Genomic DNA, 20,703 nt, shown 5'->3' on the forward strand with positions numbered 1-20,703 from the left:
GGTCACCTTCCTCCGGTGTCGGGCCGGGGCTCGGCGGGCCGGCGCGCCTGGGTCTGCCGGCGGGTCTGCAACTGCTGGCGGATCAGTTCGAGGCTGCGGACGACGGCGCCGACCTCGTCCTGGTAGCGGGGGTAGTGCACGGTCTTGAGGTCTCCGTCGGCGAGCTTTTCGGCGCCGGCCGCGAGGGCCCGCAGGGGCCGTACGACGACGAGGTGGATCCAGCCCAGGCAGACCACGATCAGGGCGAGGCCGAGCAGACTGGCGAGCACGCTGCGGTCCTCGCGCTCGTAGGCGGTGATCTCGAACTGGGCGGCGTTCTGCCAGCTCACGACGGTCCAGCCGAGGTCGGAGGCGACGCCGCCGCCGGTGAACGGCGCCGCGGCCGCCACGGTGACGGCGCCACCGTCCCGGACGAGCAGGCCGTTCTCCACGGGTCCGGCGCCCACCTGCACATTGGCGGCGCGCACCAGGTCGGGCAGCACGTCGTTCGGCAGCCCCTCGAAGGCCAGGAAACCGTCGCTGGCGGCGAGGGTCCGCGCTTCGGTGTTCACGATCCGGACCTCGCCGAGGCCGGGCCGCTTCAGCAGCGAGTTGAGGAACTCCACCCGCACCTCGCCGACGAGGGTCATGCCCTCGTGCTCCGGCACGGGCGCCCCGGCCTGGACGACGGGCTTATTCTCCCCCTTGCCGGAGACGCGTACCAGTGACGGGTCCTTCTCCGTGCTCCACGGGTGGGGGTCGCCGCCGGCCCGGGCGACGACCTCGCCGTCCTTGCCGACGACGTACAGCGCCTGGTAGCGGGTGTGCTCCCGCAGGGCGTTCGTCAGCAGGGTCTCGGTGGCGGCGGGGTCGTCGGTGTCGAGCAGGCGCGAGGTGGAGACGAGGTCGGCCTGGGCCTCGTTGAGGGCCCGGCGGGCCCGGTCGGCGACCAGGTCGGTGCGGTCGCGCTGGTCGTTGACCATGACGGCGGGGATGCTGACGGTCCCGTCCGTGCGGTTGAGCAGGAACCCGACGGGGACGCACCACAGCAGCAGGAGAACCGCCGTCAGCGCCAGCGGCCCGCGCGCACCGCCCCGGAACCGGCCGGCCGGCCGGGCGTCGGCACCGTCCGCGGAGCTCGCGCCGCTGAGCTGGCCGCGGATGTGCTCCAGCGCGGAGCCGATGCGGGCGGCCTCGCCCCAGCGGGGCACCGTGACCGGGCGGATCAGGTCGCCGCGGGCGAGCCGGCGGGATTCCAGGAACAGTCCGAGCAGCGGACGTTGCACGGTCATCCACAGCACGCCGACCGCGAGCAGTCCGAGCAGGACCAGGGCGCCCGCCGCGAGCAGCCCGAAGAGCTGGCGGTTGTCCTCGGCGAGGGTCTGCTGCTGGACCACGGGAAGCATGGCGACGACGGTGAGACCGAGGCCGGCGGCGACGCTCTCCCCGTCATCCGGGTCGGAGGCGGCGAGGGAGGCGTACCCCGCGGTGGCGACACGCCCGTTGTAGTCCCCGCCCAGCAGGGTTCCGCTGACCCCGGGGTAGCCGCGGGAACCGGGCTCCCGGGCGCTGATGGGGTTCTGCTCGGTCTCCTCGGCGGCCTGGTCGGACAGCCGGGTCATCTGCTTCTGCAGGAAGGTGAGTTCCTTGCGCTCCGCGTCCGAGTTGAGCGCCTCGGACTGCTCGAAGCCGGCGGTGGCGAGGATCTCGCCGCCCCGCGCGACGACGGCCATGCTGCGGAACGGGCCCAGGTTGATGGGGGGCACGGAGAGGCTGTTGGAGGCGATCAGCAGCTGCTGCGCCCCTTGATTCCCGTCCAGCACGGCCATCGTCATCAGGCGTACGTCGCCGGTCTCCAGCCGCACCATGCGCGGGGTGAGCGCCCGGTCACCGGTGAGGACGTCCTTGTCCAGCCAGGCGAGCGGGATGCGCTCCCCGCGGGCGGCGAGTACTTTGCCGCTCTCCAGGTCCAGCACCGTGGTGCCGGTCCATTTCTGGTACGCCTTGCTCAGGTCTGACAGAACGCGCTCGGGGTCCGCCGGACCGTCCGAGTTCAGTGCGGTGGCGGTGCGTTCGAGGTCCGTGACCCGCTCGTCGATCGAGGCGCGCAGGGCGATGGCGCCGTCCTGGGCGAAGTACTGCTGAGAGGAGAGCACCGCCTTCGGCACGACCGGTTCCGCGTTCGGCCCCAGGACCTTGGCCGTGAGGCCCGCGAGGGCGAGGATCAGTACGCACAGCAACGCGATCGGCGGCCGGATGCCGCCCAACAGCGGCATGTCCGCGCGTCTGCGGCTGCGCCGCCGGCCTTTCGGCACGAGGGGCGCGGCAGGAGTCGATGTCACCGGTTTTCTTCCTTGGTCGCTGCGGGTGCATCAGTGCCCGGAGGAAGCACCGCTGTCGCGTGGCTGCGAGACGCTGTCACAGAAAAGACTGATAAGCACCTAATAGGTTGTGCCTGTCAGTGCGCAGAAAAGTGTGGGCCTGGTCACTTCTCCAGCGGCAGGCGCTTCAGGCCGTCACCGCCCGGCGTTCCCCGGTTGTAGAGGAAGCCGCGCGTGCGGTCCTCGGCCAGCCGGTAGCGGGCGATCCGGTCGGCGGACAGCCCGTCGGGGTTCTCCAGCGCCTGCTGTACGTCCACCAGTCGGAGGTCCTCGACCGCGCCCTCGGGGGCCTTCTCCCCGGGCTCGATCTCGGGCGGGATGTCCACCAGTGTGGTGCGGTAGCGGGCGGAGACGTCCCAGCCGTCGGCGGTCTCGTGGAACTCGAACCAGCCGATGGCCCCCTCCTCGGTGAGCCCGGTCGGCGAGGAGTGCCTGGCCACCTGGTTGCCGAGGCCGTAGGCGACCCAGGTGCCGTTGACCTTCTGGATCGGCTGCACCACGTGCGCGTGATGCCCGATCACCAGGTCGACGTCGGTCTCCTCGGTGAGCCGCTGGGCCATGTCCAACTGCGGGACGCTCGGCTCGTTGTAATGTTCCAGGCCCCAGTGCAGGGAGAGCAGGACCACCTCGGCGCCCTGGTCGCGGGCCCGCTTCTCGGCCTTCTTGACCTCGTCCGTGCTGGAACGGTTGAAGGCCCAGCTCTGCTTCTTGGGAGTGGGGTTGAGGAACGACTCCCAGGAGTACGAGAGGTGGGCCACCTTGACGCCGTTGACGTCGAGGATATTGATCTGCTCTGCTTCCTTCGGCGTCCGCGCCGACCCGCTGTGCCCGAGGCCCACCTTGTCCATGGCGTCCAGCGTGCGCCGCACAGCTTTCAGTCCGTGGTCGAAGGTGTGATTGGAGGCTGTCGAGCAGGTGTCGTACCCGACGTCCTTCAGGCCGGTCAGGATCTGCGGCGGAACCAGGAATTCCGGGTACCCCTGGAACGGCCCCTTGGGCTTTCCGACGGGCGTCTCCATGTGACAGATCGCGAGGTCGGCCTTGCTGATCACGGGCTTCACCCCGGCGAGCAGCGGCCCGAAGTCCAGTCCGGCCTCCCCGCGCCCGCTCTTCCCGGCGTCCTTGGCGGCCTGCTCGACCAGCTCGGGATGGATGAGGACGTCGCCGGCCGCGGCGACGGTGAAGCTGCGGCCGCCGGCCTTGGCCTCGGGTTGCGCGGGCTCGGAGCCGCACGACACGGTCAGGCCGACGGCTGTCGCCAGGAGAGCCAACGAACGACCCATACCGAGAGAATTACGGAATGTCACTGAGTCATACTTACATGAGCCTCACACCCGACCATCGGATTGTCATCACGGGATGGTCACGGTTGCTGCGCATTTTCATCCCGGTAGGTTTGCTCCTGGTGCTGGTGGGCTGTCAGGCCGATACGCCCCCGAATTCGGAGGATTCCGTTCCGCGCGCCCGGGAACTGGTCGACCTGCGCAGCCGCGTCCTCGGATACACGGCGGAGTTCCGCGCCGACTCTCCCTACCGTCCGCCCGGCAAGGCGCAGCGCGCGCGGCTGGCGAAGGCCGTCGGAAGCCTGCTGTCGGGTGACGCCCAGGACGCGGAACGGCAGCTCGCCCCTCTCGGCCTCGGCCTCACCCGCCTCACCGACACCGACTCGGGCCGCCGTTACGACGAGATCGCCGCCACCGGAGGTGGCGAGAGCACCCGCTGGGGCCGCCTCTACCTGAACGCCGACTCCACCGTCCGCTGGAACGCCCAGGTTCCGCACCCCGTCTCCGACCGCGACACGGAGGCCCTCGGCGTCAGGCTCCTGGAGCAGAACCCCGGCGGTGCTCTCGTCCTCGCCGGCGCCCACCGCCGGGCCGGCGAGGACGGCGCGGCCGATGTCGCCCACCGCGAGGACAGCGCGTTCCAGACGATCGTCGTGGAGCTGCAGAAGCGCGGGGTGCCCGGTGTTCAGCTGCACGGTTTCTCCGACTCCTCCGACCGTCCCTACGACGCCGTCGTCTCCACCGGCGCCGTCGAGACGGCGCCCGCCGAGGTGGTTGCCATGGCCGACCGCATGGACGACGACGGGCTGCGGGTCTGCCGGGCCTGGAACGCGCGCTGCCCGCTGGAGGGCAGGGCCAACGTTCAGGGCCGCTCGGCGGAGCGCGAACACGCCGGCTTCGTCCACGTCGAGCTGGCCCGGCACGCCCGCGCGGACGACGGCCGCGACGCCGAGGAGGCCGCCGACGCCCTCGCCGGGCTGGTCGTGGCGTGGACATCCGGCAGTTCGTCGTAGGCCCTCGGGCCAGGTGCCTTCTACGCGCCTGCTCCGAGGGTGATGTCCCGTCCCTGCCCCTGCCTCTGTCCCTGTCCTTGTCCCGGCTTCTGTTCCTGCGGGATTCCCCTGGTCCTGTCGTCGCGGAGTTCGGCGGGCAGGAGGACGTCGGGGAAGGACTGATAGCAGACCGGGCGCAGCCAGCGTTCCACGGCGAGGGTGCCGACGCTCGTCGTTCCGGGGGAGCTCGTCGCGGGCCACGGCCCTCCGTGCACCATCGTGTGGCAGACCGCGACGCCGGTGGGCCAGCCGCCCCACAGGACGCGGCCCGCCCGCTCCTCCAGCACCGGCAGCAGCTCCAGGGCCGTCGCGCGGTCGGCGTCCGTTCCGTGCAGGGTCGCCGTCAGCTGCCCCTCCAATTCCTCCAGCAGGCGCAGGAGTTCTTCCGTACCGGACCAGCGCACGACGAGCCCCGCGGCACCGAACACCTCACCGGTCAGGTCCTCGTGCGCGCCGTAGGTGGCCGCGTCGCACTCCAGGACCACGGGGGCCGGTGCGTAGGGGCCGGGCCCGGCCGTGCCACGGGCCACCTCCCGTACACCGGCGACGGTCTCCCACCGGCGTACGCCCTCGGTGCAGGCCCAGGCGATGTCCGGGGTGAGCATGACCTGCCCCTCCGCGGCCTTCACGGTCCGGGCCACCGCCGAGAGGAAGACGTCGCCCGCCGGCCCGGCGGGCAGCAGCAGGAGGCCCGGGTTCGTGCAGAACTGCCCCGCGCCGTTGGTCAGTGACGTCACGTACGCCTCCGCCGCCGGCTCCGGTTCGGCGAGGGCCCCGTCGAGCATGATCACGGGATTGACCGCGGACATCTCGGCGTGGACCGGGATGGGAACCGGCCGCGACCGGCCGGCGGCGACCAGCGCCAGCCCGCCCGTCCGGGAGCCGGTGAAGCCCACCGCGGTGATCCGTGGATCGCCGACCAGGGCGAGGCCGACAGCGTGGCCCCGGCCCACCAGCAGGGAGAACACCCCGGCCGGCATGCCGGTGCGCGCGGCGGCGGCCGTGACTGCGCGGGCCACCGCCTCACCGGTGCCCGGGTGTGCGGGGTGCGCCTTGACCACCACAGGGCAGCCGGCGGCCAGCGCGGACGCGGTGTCGCCGCCCGCGACCGAGAACGCCAGCGGGAAGTTGCTCGCACCGAACACGGCCACCGGGCCGAGGGGGATGCGCCGGAGCCGCACGTCGGTGCCCGAGGGCCCGGAGTCGATCCGGGCGCCGAGTGCCGTACCGCTCCTGACCAGATCGGCGAAGAGGCGCAACTGGTCGCAGGTGCGCGCCCGTTCACCGGTCAGCCGGGCCGCCGGGAGCCCGGTCTCCCGGGCCGCGAGCTCCAGCAGGGCGTCGCCGAGCGCCTCGATGCCCTCCGCGCAGGCGTCGAGGAAGGCCGCCCGGCGCCCGGGCGGCAGTGCGCGGAAGGCGCGGGCGTCCGCCGCGGCGAGCCGGGCCGCCTCGGCGACCTGTTCCGCCGAGGCGTCCCGGTGCGGAGGGCCGAAGGGTTCACCGGTCGCGGCGGCGATCGCGTGCCAGGCGTCCCCGGTGCCGGGGGCCTCACGGCCGGCCAGGAGTGAGTGCCCGGTCAGGAGCGAGTGCCCGGGCGGAGACGGGTGCCCCGGGAAGGGCGGGTGTCCGGGCGGAACTGGGTTGTCGGTCGGATTCACGGCGATGCGTCTCCCTGTGCGCGCCGGTGGGCGGCGCGCCGTCGTCGGGTGCCCGGGTGAAAGTCACCGGGGCGGCGGCGTTGTCCTCGGGTCGTCCGGATGTATAGCCTAAGCAATGGCATGTGACATTGCACTACCGGTTGCCGTGAAGGCGCCGTGGCCGTGAACGGCACTGAGGGGTGGCCATGAAAGTCGTAGTCGTCGGCGCGGGCATCGTGGGCGCCGCCTGCGCGTTCCACGCCGCCGCGGCGGGCCTCGACGTCACGGTCCTCGACCGGGGCCCCGTCGGCGCGGGCACGACCAGCCGAGGGGAGGGCAACATCCTCCTCTCCGACAAGGAGCCGGGACCCGAACTGGAACTGGCCCGGCTCAGCCGTGACCTGTGGGACGAGGCCGGTGAGGAACTCGGAGCGGAGGCCGTCGAGTTCGAGGCCAAGGGCGGCCTCGTCGTCGCGAGCACGCCCGACGCCCTCACCGCCCTGCACGCGTTCGCCGCACGCCAGGCGGCGGCCGGCGTCCGCACCGAACCGGTCGAACGCGTCCGCGACCTCGAACCGCATGCCGCGCCCGGCCTCCCCGGTGGCGTCCACTACCCGCAGGACGCCCAGGTGCAGCCCGTCCTCGCGGCGGCCGGACTGCTGCGCGCCGCGGTCCGGCGCGGCGCCCGGACGCGCACCGGCGAGGCCGCCGCCGCGGTCACCGGAGCCGACGGCCGGATCACCGGGGTGCGCACCGCCGACGGCACGGTGCTGCCCGCCGACGCCGTGGTGAACGCCGCGGGCACCTGGGGCGGTGAGGTCGGCCGCCGGCTCGGCGTCCCCGTCGAGATCCTGCCGCGCCGGGGCTTCGTCCTCGTCACCGAGCCGCTGCCGCCGATGATCCGGCACAAGGTCTACTCCGCCGACTACGTCGCCAACGTCGCCTCCAGCGACGAGGGGCTGGAGACCTCGTGCGTCGTCGAGGGCACCCGCGCGGGCACCATCCTGATCGGCGCCAGCCGCGAACGCGTCGGCTTCGACACCGCGATGAACCCGGCCGTGGTGACCGCGCTCGCCGCCCAGGCGTGCCGCCTCTTCCCGTTCCTGCGCGGCGTCCACCTGATCCGTGCCTACCGGGGCTTCCGGCCGTACTGCCCGGACCATCTGCCGGTCATCGGGCCGGACCCCCGCGTCCCCGGCGTCGTCCACGCGTGCGGCCACGAGGGCGCCGGCATCGGCCTCGCCCCCGGAACCGGCGCCCTGGTCACCGCCCATCTGCTCGGCCGACCGTGGCGCGGTGCCGATCCGGCCGCCCACACCGGCCTGCTGCCCGACCGATTCCTCACCCCCGGAGGTGTGCCGAAGTGACCGCAGCGACCGCGTTCACCGTGGACGGCGAGCCATTGCCGTTCATCCCCGGACAGACCCTGGCCGCCGCGCTCGTCGCCTCGGGCCGGGTCGCCTGGCGGACCACCCGGGGCGGGCAGCGGCCCCGCGGGATCTTCTGCGGGATCGGCGTCTGTCACGACTGCCTGGTGACCGTCGACGGCACGGGCGGGCAGCGCGCCTGTCTGGTCCAGGCCCGCGCCGGCATGGCCGTCACGACCGGGGAGACCGACGATGAGTGAGCCCCGTGACCCCGTGATGGCGAGCGGACCCCATGGCCCCGTCACGACGAGTGAGCCCCGTGATCTCGTGGTGGTGGGCGCCGGCCCGGCCGGCATGGCCGCGGCCGCCACCGCCCTGGACGGCGGGCTGCGGGTCGTCCTCGTCGACTCGGGCGCCGCCCCGGGCGGCCAGTTCTGGCGCCACCCCCCGCTCCACGCCCAGGGGACCCTCCCGACCGCCGGCCTCCACCACGGCCTGCGCACCTACCGGGCGCTCCGCGCCACCCTCTCCGCCCACCGGCGCACCGGCCGGCTCACGCTGCTGCTGAACCACCACGTGTGGACCACGGCCCGCGAGGACGACGGCTTCACCGTCCACGCCGTGGACCGCACCCGGGCGCCCGAGGAGCGGCCCGTCGTGCTGCGCGCCCCGGCCCTGTTGGTGGCGACCGGCGCCTACGACCGCCAACTCCCCTTCCCCGGCTGGGACCTGCCCGGTGTGCTCACCGCCGGCGGGCTCCAGTCGCTGCTCAAGGGCGGGGGAGTCGTCACCGGCCGCCGGGTGGTCCTCGGCGGCACGGGCCCCTTCCTGCTGCCCGTCGCCGCGGCCCTCGCCGCACGCGGGGCCGAGGTCGTCGCCGTGTGCGAGGCGGCTGCTCCCTCGGCGTGGCTGCGCCACCCCGTGCCGCTGCTGCGCAACCCGGCCAAGTGGGCCGAGGCCGCCCGGTACGGCGGCACGCTCGCCCGGCACCGGGTCCCGGTCCGTACCCGTACCGCGATCGTCGGTGCGGAAGGAGAGCAGGGGCGGGTCGCCGTCGTGCGCACCGCCTCCCTGGACGTGGACGGGAGCCCGCTCCCGGGCACGGAGCGCCGGATCGAGGCCGACACCGTGGGCGTCGGCTGGGGCTTCGTCCCCCAGCTCGACCTCCTGCTCCCGCTCGGCTGCGACCTCGCCGACGCGGGCGACGGCACCATGGCCACCGCCGTCGACGACGGCCAGCGCACCACGGTGCCCGGGCTGTACACGGCGGGGGAGACCTGCGGCGTGGGCGGGGCCGCGCTCGCGGTGAGCGAGGGCCGCGTCGCCGCCGTCTCGGTCCTCACCGACCTCTCCGCGCCGGGCCTGCCGAACGCCCGGAGGCTCGCCGCGGAGCGTGCAGCGGTGGCCCGGCACCGTGCCTTCGCCCGGGCGATGGCACAGGCACACCCCCTGCCGCCGGCCTGGCCCGCCTGGCTGACCGACGACACACCGGTCTGCCGGTGCGAAGAGGTCACCGCGGGGGCGGTCCGGTCCGCCCACGCCGACGACGCGGCATCCGACCACCGGCAGGTCAAACAGCTGACCCGGGCCGGCATGGGCTGGTGCCAGGGCCGGATGTGCGGGCCCGCCGTGCACTGCCTCGTCTCGGCCCGCGATCAGCCGTACGTCCCCGCCGAACGGCTGATCGCGACCCCCGTCACCCTCGGTGCCCTCGCCGATTCCGGCGAGACCACTTCCGATCACACCTGAGGAGTTCCCATGGACCGCACCTCCACCCCTGCCCGCATGCCCTGGCACGGCGTCATCGTCGCGACGAGCCTCCCCTTCGACCAGGACCTCGCCGTCGACCACGGCGCCTTCGGGGACAACGTCGCCCGGCTCGCCGAACAGGGCCTGCACGGCGTCGCCCCGAACGGCTCGCTGGGCGAGTACCAGACCCTGACGTACGAGGAACGCGACCGCGTCGTGGAGACCGCCGTCGCGAACGCCCCCGAGGGCTTCACCGTGATGCCCGGCGTCGGAGCGTACGGCGCGATCGAGGCGCGGCGGCACGCGCAGTTCGCCAAGGACGCCGGCTGCCAGGCCGTCATGTGCCTGCCGCCCAACGCCTACCGGGCCGACGACCGCGCGGTCCTGGAGCACTACGCGATGGTGGCCTCCGCCGGACTCCCCGTCACCGCCTACAACAACCCCATCGACACCAAGGTCGATCTGCGCCCCGAGCTGCTGGCCAAGCTGCACGCCGAGGGGTTCATCGTGGGCGTCAAGGAGTTCTCCGGCGACGTCCGCAGGTGCTACGCCATCAACGAGCTCGCGCCCGGGCTCGACCTGATCATCGGCACCGACGACACCCTCCTCGAGGTCGCCGTCGCCGGCGCCAAGGGCTGGGTCGCCGGCTACCCCCAGGTCTTCCCGCGCGCCTGCCTCGACCTCTACAACGCCTCGCTGGCGGGCGATCTCGACACCGCGCTCCCGCTCTACCGCCGGCTCCACTCCGTACTGCGCTGGGACAGCAGGACCGAGTTCGTCCAGGCGATCAAGCTCGGCCAGGACATGATCGGCCGGGCCGGAGGCGTCTGCCGTCCGCCCCGGCAGGCCCTGGACCCGGAGACCGAGGCCGTCGTCCGCTCCGCCACCCAGGCCCTCATCGACGCCGGGGTGAACTGACATGCGCTCCACGGTCTGTTACCACGCGGTCGACTCGCACACCGAGGGAATGCCGACCCGGGTCATCACCGGCGGGGTGGGCGTCCTGCCGGGCGCGACCATGGCAGAACGGCGGCAGCGGTTCATGGCGGAGCGCGACGGGCTGCGCACCCTGCTCATGTGCGAGCCGCGCGGGCACGCGTCCATGTCCGGAGCCATCCTCCAGCCCCCGACCCGGCCGGACGCCGACTTCGGCGTGCTGTTCATCGAGGTCTCCGGCTGCCTGCCCATGTGCGGCCACGGCACCATCGGCGTGGCGACGGTCCTCGTGGAGACGGGCATGGTCGAGGCGGTCGAGCCGGAGACCGTCGTACGCCTCGACACCCCCGCCGGTCTCGTCACGGCACGGGTCGCCGTGCGCGACGGCCGCGCGGAGTCCGTCACCCTGGAGAACGTCGCCTCCTACAGCCACGCGCTGGACCAGGTCGTCGATGTGGAGGGACTCGGCACGGTCCGCTACGACATGGCGTACGGCGGCAACTTCTACGCAGTCGTGCGCACCGAGGACCTCGGCATCCCCTTCGACCGGTCGGAGAAGCAGCGGCTGCTCGACGCGGGGCTTGGCGTCATGAAGGCGATCAACGAGCAGAACCCGGTGGTGCATCCGGAGGATCCCGCGATCGACGTCTGCCACCACGTCTATCTGGAAGCCCCCGGCTCGACCGCCGAGCACTCGCGGCACGCCATGGCGATCCACCCCGGATGGTTCGACCGCTCGCCCTGCGGGACGGGGACCAGCGCCCGGATGGCCCAACTGCACGCGCGGGGGCTGCTGAAGACCGGGCAGGACTTCGTCAACGAGTCCTTCATCGGCTCCCGCTTCACCGGCCGGATCCTGGCGGAGACCACGGTCGGCGGCCGGCCCGCCGTCCTGCCCTCCGTCACCGGCCGCGCCTGGATCACCGGGACCGCGCAGTATCTGCTCGACCCCACGGACCCCTATCCGACGGGATTCACCGTATGACGGCCGATCCGTACACCGGGCCGGTCGGGACGGCGTACACCGGGCCGATCGGGACCGCCGACTGGCACACCGGGGGCGAACCGTTCCGGATCGTGCCCGCGTCCCCGCCGGCCGTGACCGGCCCCGGGCTCACCGTCGCCGAGCGCCGCACGGCCGCCATGGCCGACGCCGGGGCGCAGTGGACCCGGGCCCTGCTGTGCGGCGAACCGCGCGGCCACGCCGACATGTACGGGGCCTTCCTGGTCCCGCCGGACGACGCCGGGGCTCACCTCGGCGCCCTCTTCTGGCACAAGGACGGCTTCTCCACCGCCTGCGGCCACGGCACGATCGCCCTCGGCGCCTGGGCGGTCGCGACCGGCCTGGTCCCGGCGCCGGCCGACGGCAGGACGGACGTCGTCGTCGACGTCCCCTCCGGCCGGGTCACGGCGAGCGTGCGCACGGCCGGCGGCCGGATCGCGGACGTGACGTTCGTCAACGTCCCCAGCCATGTCCACGCGCGCGGCGTCGAGGTGGCGACCTCGCAGGGAACCGTCAGCGTCGACATCGCCTTCGGCGGCGCCATGTACGCCGTGCTTCCGGTGGACCGGCTCGGCCTCGGCCTGCGGGTCCGGCCGGGGGACGTCACCGCGCTCATCGCGGCCGGCCGTGAGATCCGCGACGCGCTGAACGCCGCCGACGCCGCCGAACACCCCGGGGATCCCCGGCTGTCGGGCGTGTACGGCACGGTGTTCACCGAGGAGGCCGGCGCTCCGGTGGAACGGGCCGACGGCACCTGGCGGTTGCACCACCGCAACGTCACGGTGTTCGCGGACGGCCAGGTCGACCGCTCCCCGTGCGGCTCGGGCACCGCGGCCCGGGTGGCGCTCCTCGCCGACGCCGGGGAGCTGCGGCTCGGCGACGAGCTGCGGCACGAGTCGGTGGTGGGCTCCGCCTTCCGGGCCCGGATCGAGCGGCCGACCACGGTCCACGGCCGCCCCGCGGTCGTCCCGGCCGTGACGGGCACCGCCTACGCCACCGGAACCAGCCGCTTCACCGTCGATCCCGACGACACCCTCGTACCCGGGTTCGTGCTGCGATGACGGTGACGCTCGACGAGAAGGACGTGCTCGCGCTCGGCCCGGCGGCCGCCGTCGCCGCCGTCCGGGAGGCGCTGGCCGGAGGGCTCGACCCCGACGGTGACGTACCGCGGGCGGTCGTGCCGCTGGCGCACGGTCAGGGACTGCTCATGCCCTCCGAGTACGGCGGCTGGTTCGGCGTGAAGGTCGCCACCGTCGCGCCCGGCAACGCCGCGCGCGGGCTGCGGCGGATCAACGCCACGTATCTGCTGCACGACAGCGCGACCCTGAGACCGGTGGCTCTGCTGGACGGGGTGGCGCTGACGACCCTGCGCACCCCCGCCGTCTCGGTCGCGGCCTGCCTGGAACGGCTGCGCGCGCTCGCCGACGGGGGCGGGGAACCGCGTCTGGTGGTCCACGGCGCGGGCCCCCAGGGAGAGGGGCACGTCGCCGCCGTACGGGCCCACGTCCCGGTGGCCGACGTCACGGTCGTCACCCGGCGCGGGGGGCCCGTTCCCCGCTGGGCGGACCGGCACCTGGCGGCGGCCGACGGGGGAGTGGCGGCCCTGGTGCGGCGCGCGGACGTCGTCGTCACCGCGACGTCCGCGCGCGAACCGGTGGTCGACGGGCGGCTGGTGCGCGACGGCGCGGTGGTGCTGGCGGTCGGCTCGCACGAGCCGGACGCGCGGGAGCTCGACAGCGAGCTGATGGGGCGCGCCACCGTCCTGGTGGAGAGCCGCGCGACCGCCCTCCGCGAGGCGGGCGACGTCGTCATGGCGATGCGCGAGGGCACGCTCGCCCCGGACGCCCTGGTCACCCTGGCGGACCTGACCGGTCCCCGGGCCGTCGCGGTCCCGGCCGGCCGGCCGCTGGTCGTGAAGACGTGCGGGATGGGCTGGCAGGACCTGGTGGTCGCCATCGCGGCCTACCGGCGGAAGGCGGGGAACGACGGTGACGCGGAGGTGAGTTGAGCGGAGGCAAGCGTCAACGCGCGCCACTACCGCCGGAATTCGGTATCACCGCGCACCGCCCCCGCACAACGCGCTTCACTCCCGCCGGGCTTCGGCTTCACGCACGCGGCCTCCGGCCGACGCGTGTCGCCTCCCCCGGACTTCTGCTTCAGCGTGCGCCGAGCTTACGGGCCGGGGCTGCGCGTTCGGCTTCCCGCCGACGGTCCGCCCACAGGGTCCGCACATGCGCGAGGTGGCGGCGCATGTGCTCCTCGGCCCCCTTCGCGTCCCCCGCGATCATGATGTCCAGGAGTGCGGTGTGCTCCCGCGCCGAACCCACCAACGACCCTTCCTGGGACAGGTCGGTGAGCCCGTAGAGCCGGGAGCGCTTGCGCAGGTCGGCCACGGTCTCGACGAGGCGGGCGTTCCCCGCGAGGGCGAGCAGGTCGAGGTGGAAGCGGCGGTCCGACTCCAGGTAGGCGATCAGGTCGCCGGCCTGCGCGGCGGTCACGATCTCCTCGGCCACCGGGCGTACGGCCTCCAACTGCTCGCGGGAGGCGGTGCGGGTCACGCGGCCGATGGTGGGGATCTCGATGAGCGCGCGGATCTCGGTGTACTCGTCCAGGTCGCGCTCGGAGAGTTCGGTGACCCGGAAGCCCTTGTTGCGCACCGCCTCGACCAGGCCCTCGCGGGCCAGATCCAGCATCGCCTCGCGCACGGGCGTGGCCGAGACGCCGTACTCCGCGGCGAGGGTGGGCGCGGAGTAGATCACGCCGGGCTGGAGCTCTCCAGCTATCAGCGCGGCACGCAGCGCGTTGGCCACCTGATCGCGCAGATGCTCCTGCACCGAGATGAGTTTGCGGGACTTCAGCTCACTCATGCGTTCCCCTTCACGATTTGTCACCGCACTATACAATGTCACGTTGCGCGGCGGCGCGTCATCCCCCGAGGGTGAAGCGGGCGTGGGGATCGGCGGCCGATTCCGGGGATCGAGGGGACACATTTCGGTAACGGGGCGACGAACTCCTTGGCTGTGCAATTTCACATTACTATGTTACGGGTCACACGATGCGGCGCGACGCATCTTCCGGCCCGCTCCGCCTCGCGTTCTGCAAGCAGTCGTCCTCCGGCCCGCTCGCGGCCGCCCGGATCGCCAAGCCCTTCAGGGCCCTCCCCTTTCCCTCCGGCCTGTTTCCGCCTTCGCCGTGACCCATCCCCGTACGAGGAGTGCACCCATGTCCCGTCGCACCCGCGCGCTGTCCGCATCCCTGAGCACCTCGCTCGCCCTGGCCCTGCTGGCCGCCTGCAGCACACAGGGAGGTGACGAACGCGGCCCGGACAAGCGGCAGCCCGGTGTGGCGACCGGCACCGTCATCGGCGGTACCCCGAAGCGGGGCGGCACCCTGACCGTGCTGTCCAATCAGGACTTCGCCCACCTGGACCCGGCCCGCAACTGGGTCATGCCGACCATGGACTTCGGCACCCGGCTGATCTACCGCACCCTGACCACCTTCCGGGCCGCACCCGGGAAGAAGGGCAGCGAGATCGTCCCCGACCTCGCGACCGACCTCGGCAGATCCTCCGACGGCGGCCGCACCTGGACCTTCACGCTCAAACCCGGCCTCGTGTACGAGGACGGCACCCCGATCCGGGCCCGCGACATCAAGTACAACGTCGAGCGCTCCTTCGCCCCCGACCTCGCCGGCGGCCCCGACTACGCCCAGCGCTATCTGGCCGGCACCGAGGGGTACGCCGGTCCGCTGGACGGCGAGCACCTCGACTCGATCCGGACTCCTGACGACCGGACCATCGTCTTCTCGCTGCGCAGGCCCGTCGCCGAGTTCTCCTACACGGTCACGCTGCCCACCTTCTCGCCCGTGCCCGAGTCCCGGGAGAAGGGCGTCCAGTACGACCTGCGGCCCTTCTCCTCCGGGCCGTACCGCATCGAGAGTTACGCCCGCGGCAAGAAGCTGGTGCTGGGACGCAACCCCCACTGGGACGCGGCGAGCGACCCGGTGCGCAAGGCCTACCCCGACCGCATCGTCGTGATCCAGGGGCTCAAGGGCGGCCAGATCGACGACCGGATCATCGAGAGCGCGGGCGCCGACGCCTCCGCGGTCGAGTGGTCCGACCTCCAGCCCTCCAGCGTCGCCAAGGTCCTGCCGAAGCCCGAGATCCGTCAGCGGCTCTCCGCCGAGCGCACCGGCTGTACCGACATGCTCGCGCTGAACACCTCCCGGGCGCCTTTCGACGACCCGAAACTCCGTCAGGCGATGCAGTACGCCGTCGACAAGGAGGCCCAGGTGACCGCCAACGGCGGCCCGGCCCTGAACGACGTCGCCACCGCCTATCTGCCGCCGTCCCTCACAGGCGGCCGGCCCGCCGACCCGGTCCACGACGGACCGGCCACCGGAGATGTGACGAAGGCCGAGAAGCTGCTCGCCGAGGCGGGCAAGGCCGACGGCTTCGACACGACGATCACCGTGTCCACCGGCGACAAGACCCGAGCCGAGGCGCTCCAGCAGAGCCTGGACCGGGTCGGCATACGGCTGCGGATCGAGACCGTCGACCCCTCGGTCTACTACGACACCATCGGCGACACCGCCAACGCCCCCGACATGGCCATCAGCGGCTGGTGCCCGGACTACCCGTCCGCCGCCACCTTCCTGCCGTTCGTCTTCGACGGCCGCACCATCAAGCCCAAGGGCAACCAGGGCAACGTCTCCCAGTTCCGCGACAAGGCGGTGGAGAAGCGCATGGACGAGATCGCCGCGATGCCCGACGCGACCGCCGCCAACGAGGCGTGGACCGCGCTCGACCAGGAGATCCAGCGCACGTCCCCGGCCATCCCGCTGCTCTGGGAACGCAAGCCGCTGCTCGTCGGCGACAACATCGCCGGAGCCTTCGGACACCCCTCCTGGACCGGCCAGTTCGACTTCGCGGTGATCGGCCTGAAGGACCCGTCCCGGACCAGGGGCTGAGGGGACGAGGACACATCGCCATGACCACCCTCATTCCGCCGGCCGCCGGACCGGGCGACGCCCCGGCAGCCGGCGGACCCGGCTCACCCGCCCTGCCCGACGCGCTCTGGCGGACCACCTGGCGCCGCCTCTGGGGCGACCGGGGCAGCCGGACCGCCCTGATCGCCGCCGCCCTGCTGATCCTGGTCGCCCTCACCGCGCCCCTGCTCAGCCGGCTGGGCGGCTGGTCGCCCACCGCCTTCGACGCCGACGCCATCGACCCCTACCTCGGCGGACTGCCCCACGGCGCCCTCGGCGGCGTCAGCGCCGAACACTGGCTCGGCGTCGAACCGGTCACCGGCCGCGACCTGTTCGCCCGCGTCGTCCACGGCGCCCAGGTCTCCCTGCTGATCGCCTTCGCCGCCACCGCGATCGTCGTCGTCACCGGCACCGCCGCGGGCATCGCGGCCGGCTACTTCGGCGGCCGCGTCGACACCGTACTGAGCCGGCTGATGGACCTCACCATGTCCTTCCCCTCGCTCATCTTCATGATCGCGATGATGTCGGTGGCCCAGGACGTCAACCGGGTCGTGCTGATGACCGTCGTCATCGGCGTCTTCGGCTGGCCCGGCATCGCCCGCGTGGTGCGCGCCGAAGCCCTCTCCCTGCGCCACCGCGAATACGTCGAGGCCGCCCGCGCCTGCGGCAGCGGGCCCTGGCGCATCCTCACCCGGCAGGTGCTGCCCAACATCTCCGGGCCCGTCATCGCGTACACCACGCTGCTGATCCCCGGAATGATCAGCACCGAGGCGGCGCTCAGCTTCCTCGGGGTGGGCGTGCGCCCGCCCACCCCCTCCTGGGGCCAGATGATCGCGGAGGCCGTCGCGTACTACGAGACGGACCCCATGTACTTCATCGTCCCCAGCGTCTTCCTCTTCGTCGCCGTCCTCGCCTTCACGGTCCTCGGCGACGCGCTGCGCGACATCCTCGACCCCCAGGGAGGACGCCCGTGATCGCCTACCTGGTCCGCAGACTCCTCGGCGTGGCCGGCGTCCTGCTCGCCATCTGCGCCGTCACCTTCGTGATCTTCTACCTGCTGCCCGCCGACCCCGCTTCGGCGGCCTGCGGCAAGACGTGCAGCCCCGAACGCCTCGCGGAAGTACGCCACTTCATGGGCCTCGACCAGCCCGTCTGGCGGCAGTTCGGCGACTACCTCGTCGGGATCTTCGCCGGCCGCGAGCTGGGCAGCGGCCCCCACGCGCTGCAGTGCGGCTTCCCCTGCCTCGGCTACTCCTACGAGAACGCCCTGCCGGTGTGGGACCTGCTGATGGACCGCCTGCCCGTCTCCGTCTCCCTGGCCTTCGGCGCCGCGGGCCTGTGGCTGGTGCTCGGGCTGAGCGCCGGGGTGACCGCCGCCCTGCGCAAGGGCGGGCTGCTCGACCGCACCCTGATGGTCGGCGCGGTGGCCACGGCCTCCCTGCCCGTCTACTTCACCGCGGTGATGCTCCTGTACGGCCTGGTCCGGCTGACCGGGCTGCTGCCCTACCCCGCCTATGTCCCGCTCACCGACGACCCCGTGGCCTGGGCGGTCAACCTGCTGCTGCCCTGGATCGCCCTGGCCCTCCTCTACGCCGCCATGTACGCGCGGCAGAGCCGCAGTTCGATGATCGAGACGATGGCGCAGCCGTACATCCGGACGGCCCGCGCCAAGGGCCTGCCCGCCCGGACCGTCGTGGTCAAACACGGACTGCGGTCAGCGATGATGCCGGTCCTCACGCTCTTCGGCATGGACCTCGGCGCCCTGCTGGCCGGAGCGGTCATCACCGAGTCCATCTTCGGCATCCCCGGCGTCGGCAGGCTCTTCTACGACGCCCTGCAACGCTCCGACCAGCCCGTCGTGCTCGGCGTCACCCTGCTCGCGGCCTTCTTCATCGTGGCGGCCAACGTCGTCATCGACCTCCTGTACGCCGCCGTCGACCCGAGGGTGAGGAACTGACGTGCCGCCCACCACCGAACCGGACCACCCCCTGCTGCGCGTCCACGACCTGCGGGTCGCCTTCGACACTCCCACCGGAACCGTCCAGGCGGTCGACGGGGTCTCCTTCACCGTGGCGGCCGGCCGCACCCTCGGGCTGGTCGGCGAATCCGGCTCCGGCAAGTCGGTCACCTCCCTCGCCGTGATGGGCCTGCACCGCCGGGCCCGGGTGAGCGGATCGATCACCCTCGCCGGACAGGAGCTCCTCGGCCTGTCCGACCGCCGCTTCGGCCGACTGCGCGGACGCCGGATGGCCATGGTCTTCCAGGACCCGCTGTCCGCACTGCACCCCGCGTACACCGTCGGCGAACAGATCGCGGAGGCCCACCGCCACCACTTCGGCAGCAGCCGCCGCGTCGCCCGAAGACGAGCCGTGGAGATGCTCGGCGAGGTCGGCATCCCCGAACCGGGCCGCCGGGCGGGGGAGTACGCCCACCAGTTCTCCGGCGGAATGCGCCAGCGCGCCATGATCGCCATGGCCCTGTCCTGCGAACCCGAACTGCTCGTCGCCGACGAACCGACCACCGCGCTCGACGTCACCGTCCAGGCGCAGATCCTCGAACTGATCGCCCGGCTCCAGCAGGAACGCGGGCTCGGCGTCCTGATGATCACCCACGACCTGGGCGTGGTGGCCCGCGTCGCCCACGAGGTGCTCGTCATGTACGGCGGGCGCGGCGCCGAACAGGCCCCGGTGGACGAGCTGTTCCACAGCCCCGCGCACCCCTACACCCGGGGCCTCCTGGACTCCCTGCCCCGACTGGACGACCCGGACGACGCACCACTGCGCGCCATCCCCGGCTCCCCGCCGTCACCGGCCGAGCCGAGACCCGGCTGCCCCTTCGAACCGCGCTGCCCCCGGGCTGCCGCCGCCACCGCCCCGGAGCGGGCCCGCTGCGCCGAGGAGAGCCCGCGCCCCAGGGACGTACCCGACGGCGGCCGGCTGGTCGCCTGCCACCTTCCCCTGCCGGCCGCCCCGGCCGCCCCGCACTCCGGCCCGGCCGGCGGGGTCCCCGTACCGGCCGAGGAGGCCCGATGAAACCCACGTACGCCAAGCCCCGCCGCCCAGAAGCCCGTTCGTCGAGCGTCGGGTCCGCATCGGCGGCGGCCGGGCCCGCCTCCGCGCGGCCCCTGCTGTCCGTACGCGATCTGGTGAAGACGTTCCCCGGCCGTCGCGTCCTGGGGCGGGCCACCGCGCCGGTCCGCGCGGTGGACGGGGTCGATCTGGAGCTCGCGGCGGGGGAGACCCTCGGGCTGGTCGGGGAGTCCGGCTGCGGCAAGTCCACCACGGGCCGGATGCTGGTCCGGCTGCTCGAACCCACCGCGGGCACCGTGGAGTTCGAGGGCCGCGACATCACCCATCTGTCCCCGCGCGAACTGCGGCCCGTCCGGCAGCGCCTCCAGATCATCTTCCAGGACCCCCACGCCTCCCTGAACCCCCGGCAGACCGTTGCCCGGATCATCGCCGAACCCCTGCTGGTGCAGGGCTCCACGGTCGCGGCGGCCCGGGACCGGGCCGCCGAACTGCTCGACCTGGTGGGTCTGGGCGCCGAACACCTGGACCGGCATCCGTACCAGTTCTCCGGCGGTCAGGCCCAGCGCATCGGCATCGCCCGCGCCCTGGCGACCGGCCCCCGCCTGATCGTCGCCGACGAGCCGGTCTCCGCGCTCGACGTGTCCGTCCAGGCCCAGGTCGTCAACCTGATGGAGCGTCTGGGCGCGGAGCTGGGGCTGTCGTTCCTCTTCATCGCGCACGACCTGTCCGTCGTGAAGCGGGTGTGCGACCGGGTGGCGGTGATGTATCTGGGCCGCATCGTCGAGATCGGTGACAAGCGCGAGCTGTACGACCGGCCGGCGCATCCCTATACCCGGGCGCTGCTCTCGGCGGTGCCGCTGCCCGACCCGGCGGCGGAGCGGCGCCGGGAGCGGATCATCCTGCTCGGTGACCCGCCGAGCCCCGCCGCGCCGCCCAGCGGCTGCGGATTCCATCCGCGCTGCCCCAAGGCGCAGGCCGTGTGCCGTACCGAGCGGCCGCTGCTCCAGGTCGTGGGCTCCGGCGCGCGCACGGCGGCCTGCCACTTCCCCGAAACGGGCTGAGAGCCCCCGGCGGCCCGGAAATCCCTCCGGGCCGCCAACCCCTGACGAGACGTCACTTTCCCGACGGGCCGCGTTCACCCGGAAGTCGCATCGGATTCGGCCCTGGGTCTTCCCTGTGAAGTGTGACCTGTGCCATTGTACATGTCACAGGGCGTGGGCATGTCAACCGCGGCATGGACCCCATTCCGTCCGGCCGGCAGCACGGCACGACAACACCCCCTGGCCCACGCCCTGGACATC

Annotated in this window: 17 protein-coding genes; 13 read left to right on the forward strand and 4 right to left on the reverse strand. The window is 73.0% G+C overall.

What is annotated here, in order from left to right; translation table 11 throughout:
* Positions 1-2 precede the first annotated feature (2 nt).
* Both IG90_RS0103920 and IG90_RS0103925 read right to left on the reverse strand, forming a co-directional pair.
* Positions 3-2,255 (reverse strand): PDC sensor domain-containing protein, encoded by a 2,253-nt coding sequence (locus IG90_RS0103920; RefSeq protein WP_030577512.1) that lies wholly within the window; start codon positions 2,253-2,255, stop codon positions 3-5.
* A gap of 209 nt (positions 2,256-2,464) precedes the next feature.
* Positions 2,465-3,643 carry a CapA family protein gene (locus IG90_RS0103925; RefSeq protein WP_030577516.1) on the reverse strand — a complete coding sequence of 393 codons (1,179 nt, stop codon included), beginning with the start codon at positions 3,641-3,643 and terminating at the stop codon, positions 2,465-2,467.
* 17 nt (positions 3,644-3,660) lie between these two features.
* Between IG90_RS0103925 and IG90_RS0103930 the strand changes: the two genes are divergently transcribed.
* The gene (locus IG90_RS0103930; protein ID WP_411572608.1) at positions 3,661-4,656 is read left to right on the forward strand and encodes a hypothetical protein; all 996 of its coding nucleotides are present in this window, start codon (positions 3,661-3,663) and stop codon (positions 4,654-4,656) included.
* A 20-nt stretch (positions 4,657-4,676) separates the two neighbouring features.
* On the opposite strand, the gene IG90_RS0103935 is transcribed toward IG90_RS0103930, so the two are convergent.
* The gene (locus IG90_RS0103935) at positions 4,677-6,353 is read right to left on the reverse strand and encodes an aldehyde dehydrogenase (NADP(+)) (protein ID WP_078585173.1); all 1,677 of its coding nucleotides are present in this window, start codon (positions 6,351-6,353) and stop codon (positions 4,677-4,679) included.
* A 185-nt stretch (positions 6,354-6,538) separates the two neighbouring features.
* Between IG90_RS0103935 and IG90_RS0103940 the strand changes: the two genes are divergently transcribed.
* The 7 genes from IG90_RS0103940 to IG90_RS0103970 are packed head-to-tail and all read left to right on the forward strand — an operon-like array spanning position 6,539 to position 13,395.
* Positions 6,539-7,699 (forward strand): NAD(P)/FAD-dependent oxidoreductase, encoded by a 1,161-nt coding sequence (locus IG90_RS0103940; RefSeq protein ID WP_030577525.1) that lies wholly within the window; start codon positions 6,539-6,541, stop codon positions 7,697-7,699.
* A complete protein-coding gene (locus tag IG90_RS0103945; protein ID WP_030577527.1) occupies positions 7,696-7,959 on the forward strand; it encodes a (2Fe-2S)-binding protein in 264 nt (87 codons plus the stop codon). The genes IG90_RS0103940 and IG90_RS0103945 overlap by 4 nt, the downstream gene beginning before the upstream one ends.
* Positions 7,952-9,448 (forward strand): FAD-dependent oxidoreductase, encoded by a 1,497-nt coding sequence (locus tag IG90_RS0103950; RefSeq protein ID WP_030577530.1) that lies wholly within the window; start codon positions 7,952-7,954, stop codon positions 9,446-9,448. Before IG90_RS0103945 ends, IG90_RS0103950 begins: the two co-directional genes overlap by 8 nt.
* A 9-nt stretch (positions 9,449-9,457) precedes the next feature.
* Entirely contained in the window at positions 9,458-10,366 is a 909-nt protein-coding gene (locus IG90_RS0103955) for a dihydrodipicolinate synthase family protein (protein ID WP_030577533.1), read from the forward strand.
* 1 nt (position 10,367) lies between these two features.
* Positions 10,368-11,369, forward strand: coding sequence for a 4-hydroxyproline epimerase (locus IG90_RS0103960; RefSeq protein WP_030577536.1), 1,002 nt, complete (start codon positions 10,368-10,370; stop codon positions 11,367-11,369).
* Positions 11,366-12,448: a proline racemase family protein gene (locus IG90_RS0103965; RefSeq protein WP_030577539.1), complete on the forward strand. Its 1,083-nt coding sequence runs from the start codon at positions 11,366-11,368 to the stop codon at positions 12,446-12,448. The genes IG90_RS0103960 and IG90_RS0103965 overlap by 4 nt, the downstream gene beginning before the upstream one ends.
* Positions 12,445-13,395, forward strand: coding sequence for an ornithine cyclodeaminase family protein (locus IG90_RS0103970; RefSeq protein WP_030577542.1), 951 nt, complete (start codon positions 12,445-12,447; stop codon positions 13,393-13,395). The genes IG90_RS0103965 and IG90_RS0103970 overlap by 4 nt, the downstream gene beginning before the upstream one ends.
* Before the next feature lie 148 nt (positions 13,396-13,543).
* Here IG90_RS0103970 and IG90_RS0103975 read toward each other — a convergent pair whose 3' ends face one another.
* Positions 13,544-14,254, reverse strand: coding sequence for a GntR family transcriptional regulator (locus IG90_RS0103975; protein ID WP_030577544.1), 711 nt, complete (start codon positions 14,252-14,254; stop codon positions 13,544-13,546).
* A gap of 355 nt (positions 14,255-14,609) precedes the next feature.
* Between IG90_RS0103975 and IG90_RS0103980 the strand changes: the two genes are divergently transcribed.
* The 5 genes from IG90_RS0103980 to IG90_RS0104000 are packed head-to-tail and all read left to right on the forward strand — an operon-like array spanning position 14,610 to position 20,463.
* The gene (locus IG90_RS0103980; RefSeq protein ID WP_030577547.1) at positions 14,610-16,355 is read left to right on the forward strand and encodes an ABC transporter substrate-binding protein; all 1,746 of its coding nucleotides are present in this window, start codon (positions 14,610-14,612) and stop codon (positions 16,353-16,355) included.
* A gap of 20 nt (positions 16,356-16,375) precedes the next feature.
* Positions 16,376-17,347 (forward strand): ABC transporter permease, encoded by a 972-nt coding sequence (locus IG90_RS0103985; RefSeq protein ID WP_030577550.1) that lies wholly within the window; start codon positions 16,376-16,378, stop codon positions 17,345-17,347.
* On the forward strand, positions 17,344-18,330 hold the full coding sequence (locus IG90_RS0103990; protein ID WP_030577554.1) for an ABC transporter permease: 987 nt from the start codon (positions 17,344-17,346) through the stop codon (positions 18,328-18,330). The genes IG90_RS0103985 and IG90_RS0103990 overlap by 4 nt, the downstream gene beginning before the upstream one ends.
* A gap of 1 nt (position 18,331) precedes the next feature.
* Positions 18,332-19,405 carry an ABC transporter ATP-binding protein gene (locus IG90_RS0103995; RefSeq protein ID WP_030577557.1) on the forward strand — a complete coding sequence of 358 codons (1,074 nt, stop codon included), beginning with the start codon at positions 18,332-18,334 and terminating at the stop codon, positions 19,403-19,405.
* Positions 19,402-20,463, forward strand: a complete 1,062-nt coding sequence (locus tag IG90_RS0104000) for an ABC transporter ATP-binding protein (protein WP_030577560.1) — start codon at positions 19,402-19,404, stop codon at positions 20,461-20,463. The genes IG90_RS0103995 and IG90_RS0104000 overlap by 4 nt, the downstream gene beginning before the upstream one ends.
* The last annotated feature ends 240 nt before the right edge of the window (positions 20,464-20,703 follow it).

The organism is Streptomyces anulatus, assembly GCF_000721175.1.
GTDB classification, from domain to species: domain Bacteria; phylum Actinomycetota; class Actinomycetes; order Streptomycetales; family Streptomycetaceae; genus Streptomyces; species Streptomyces anulatus_C.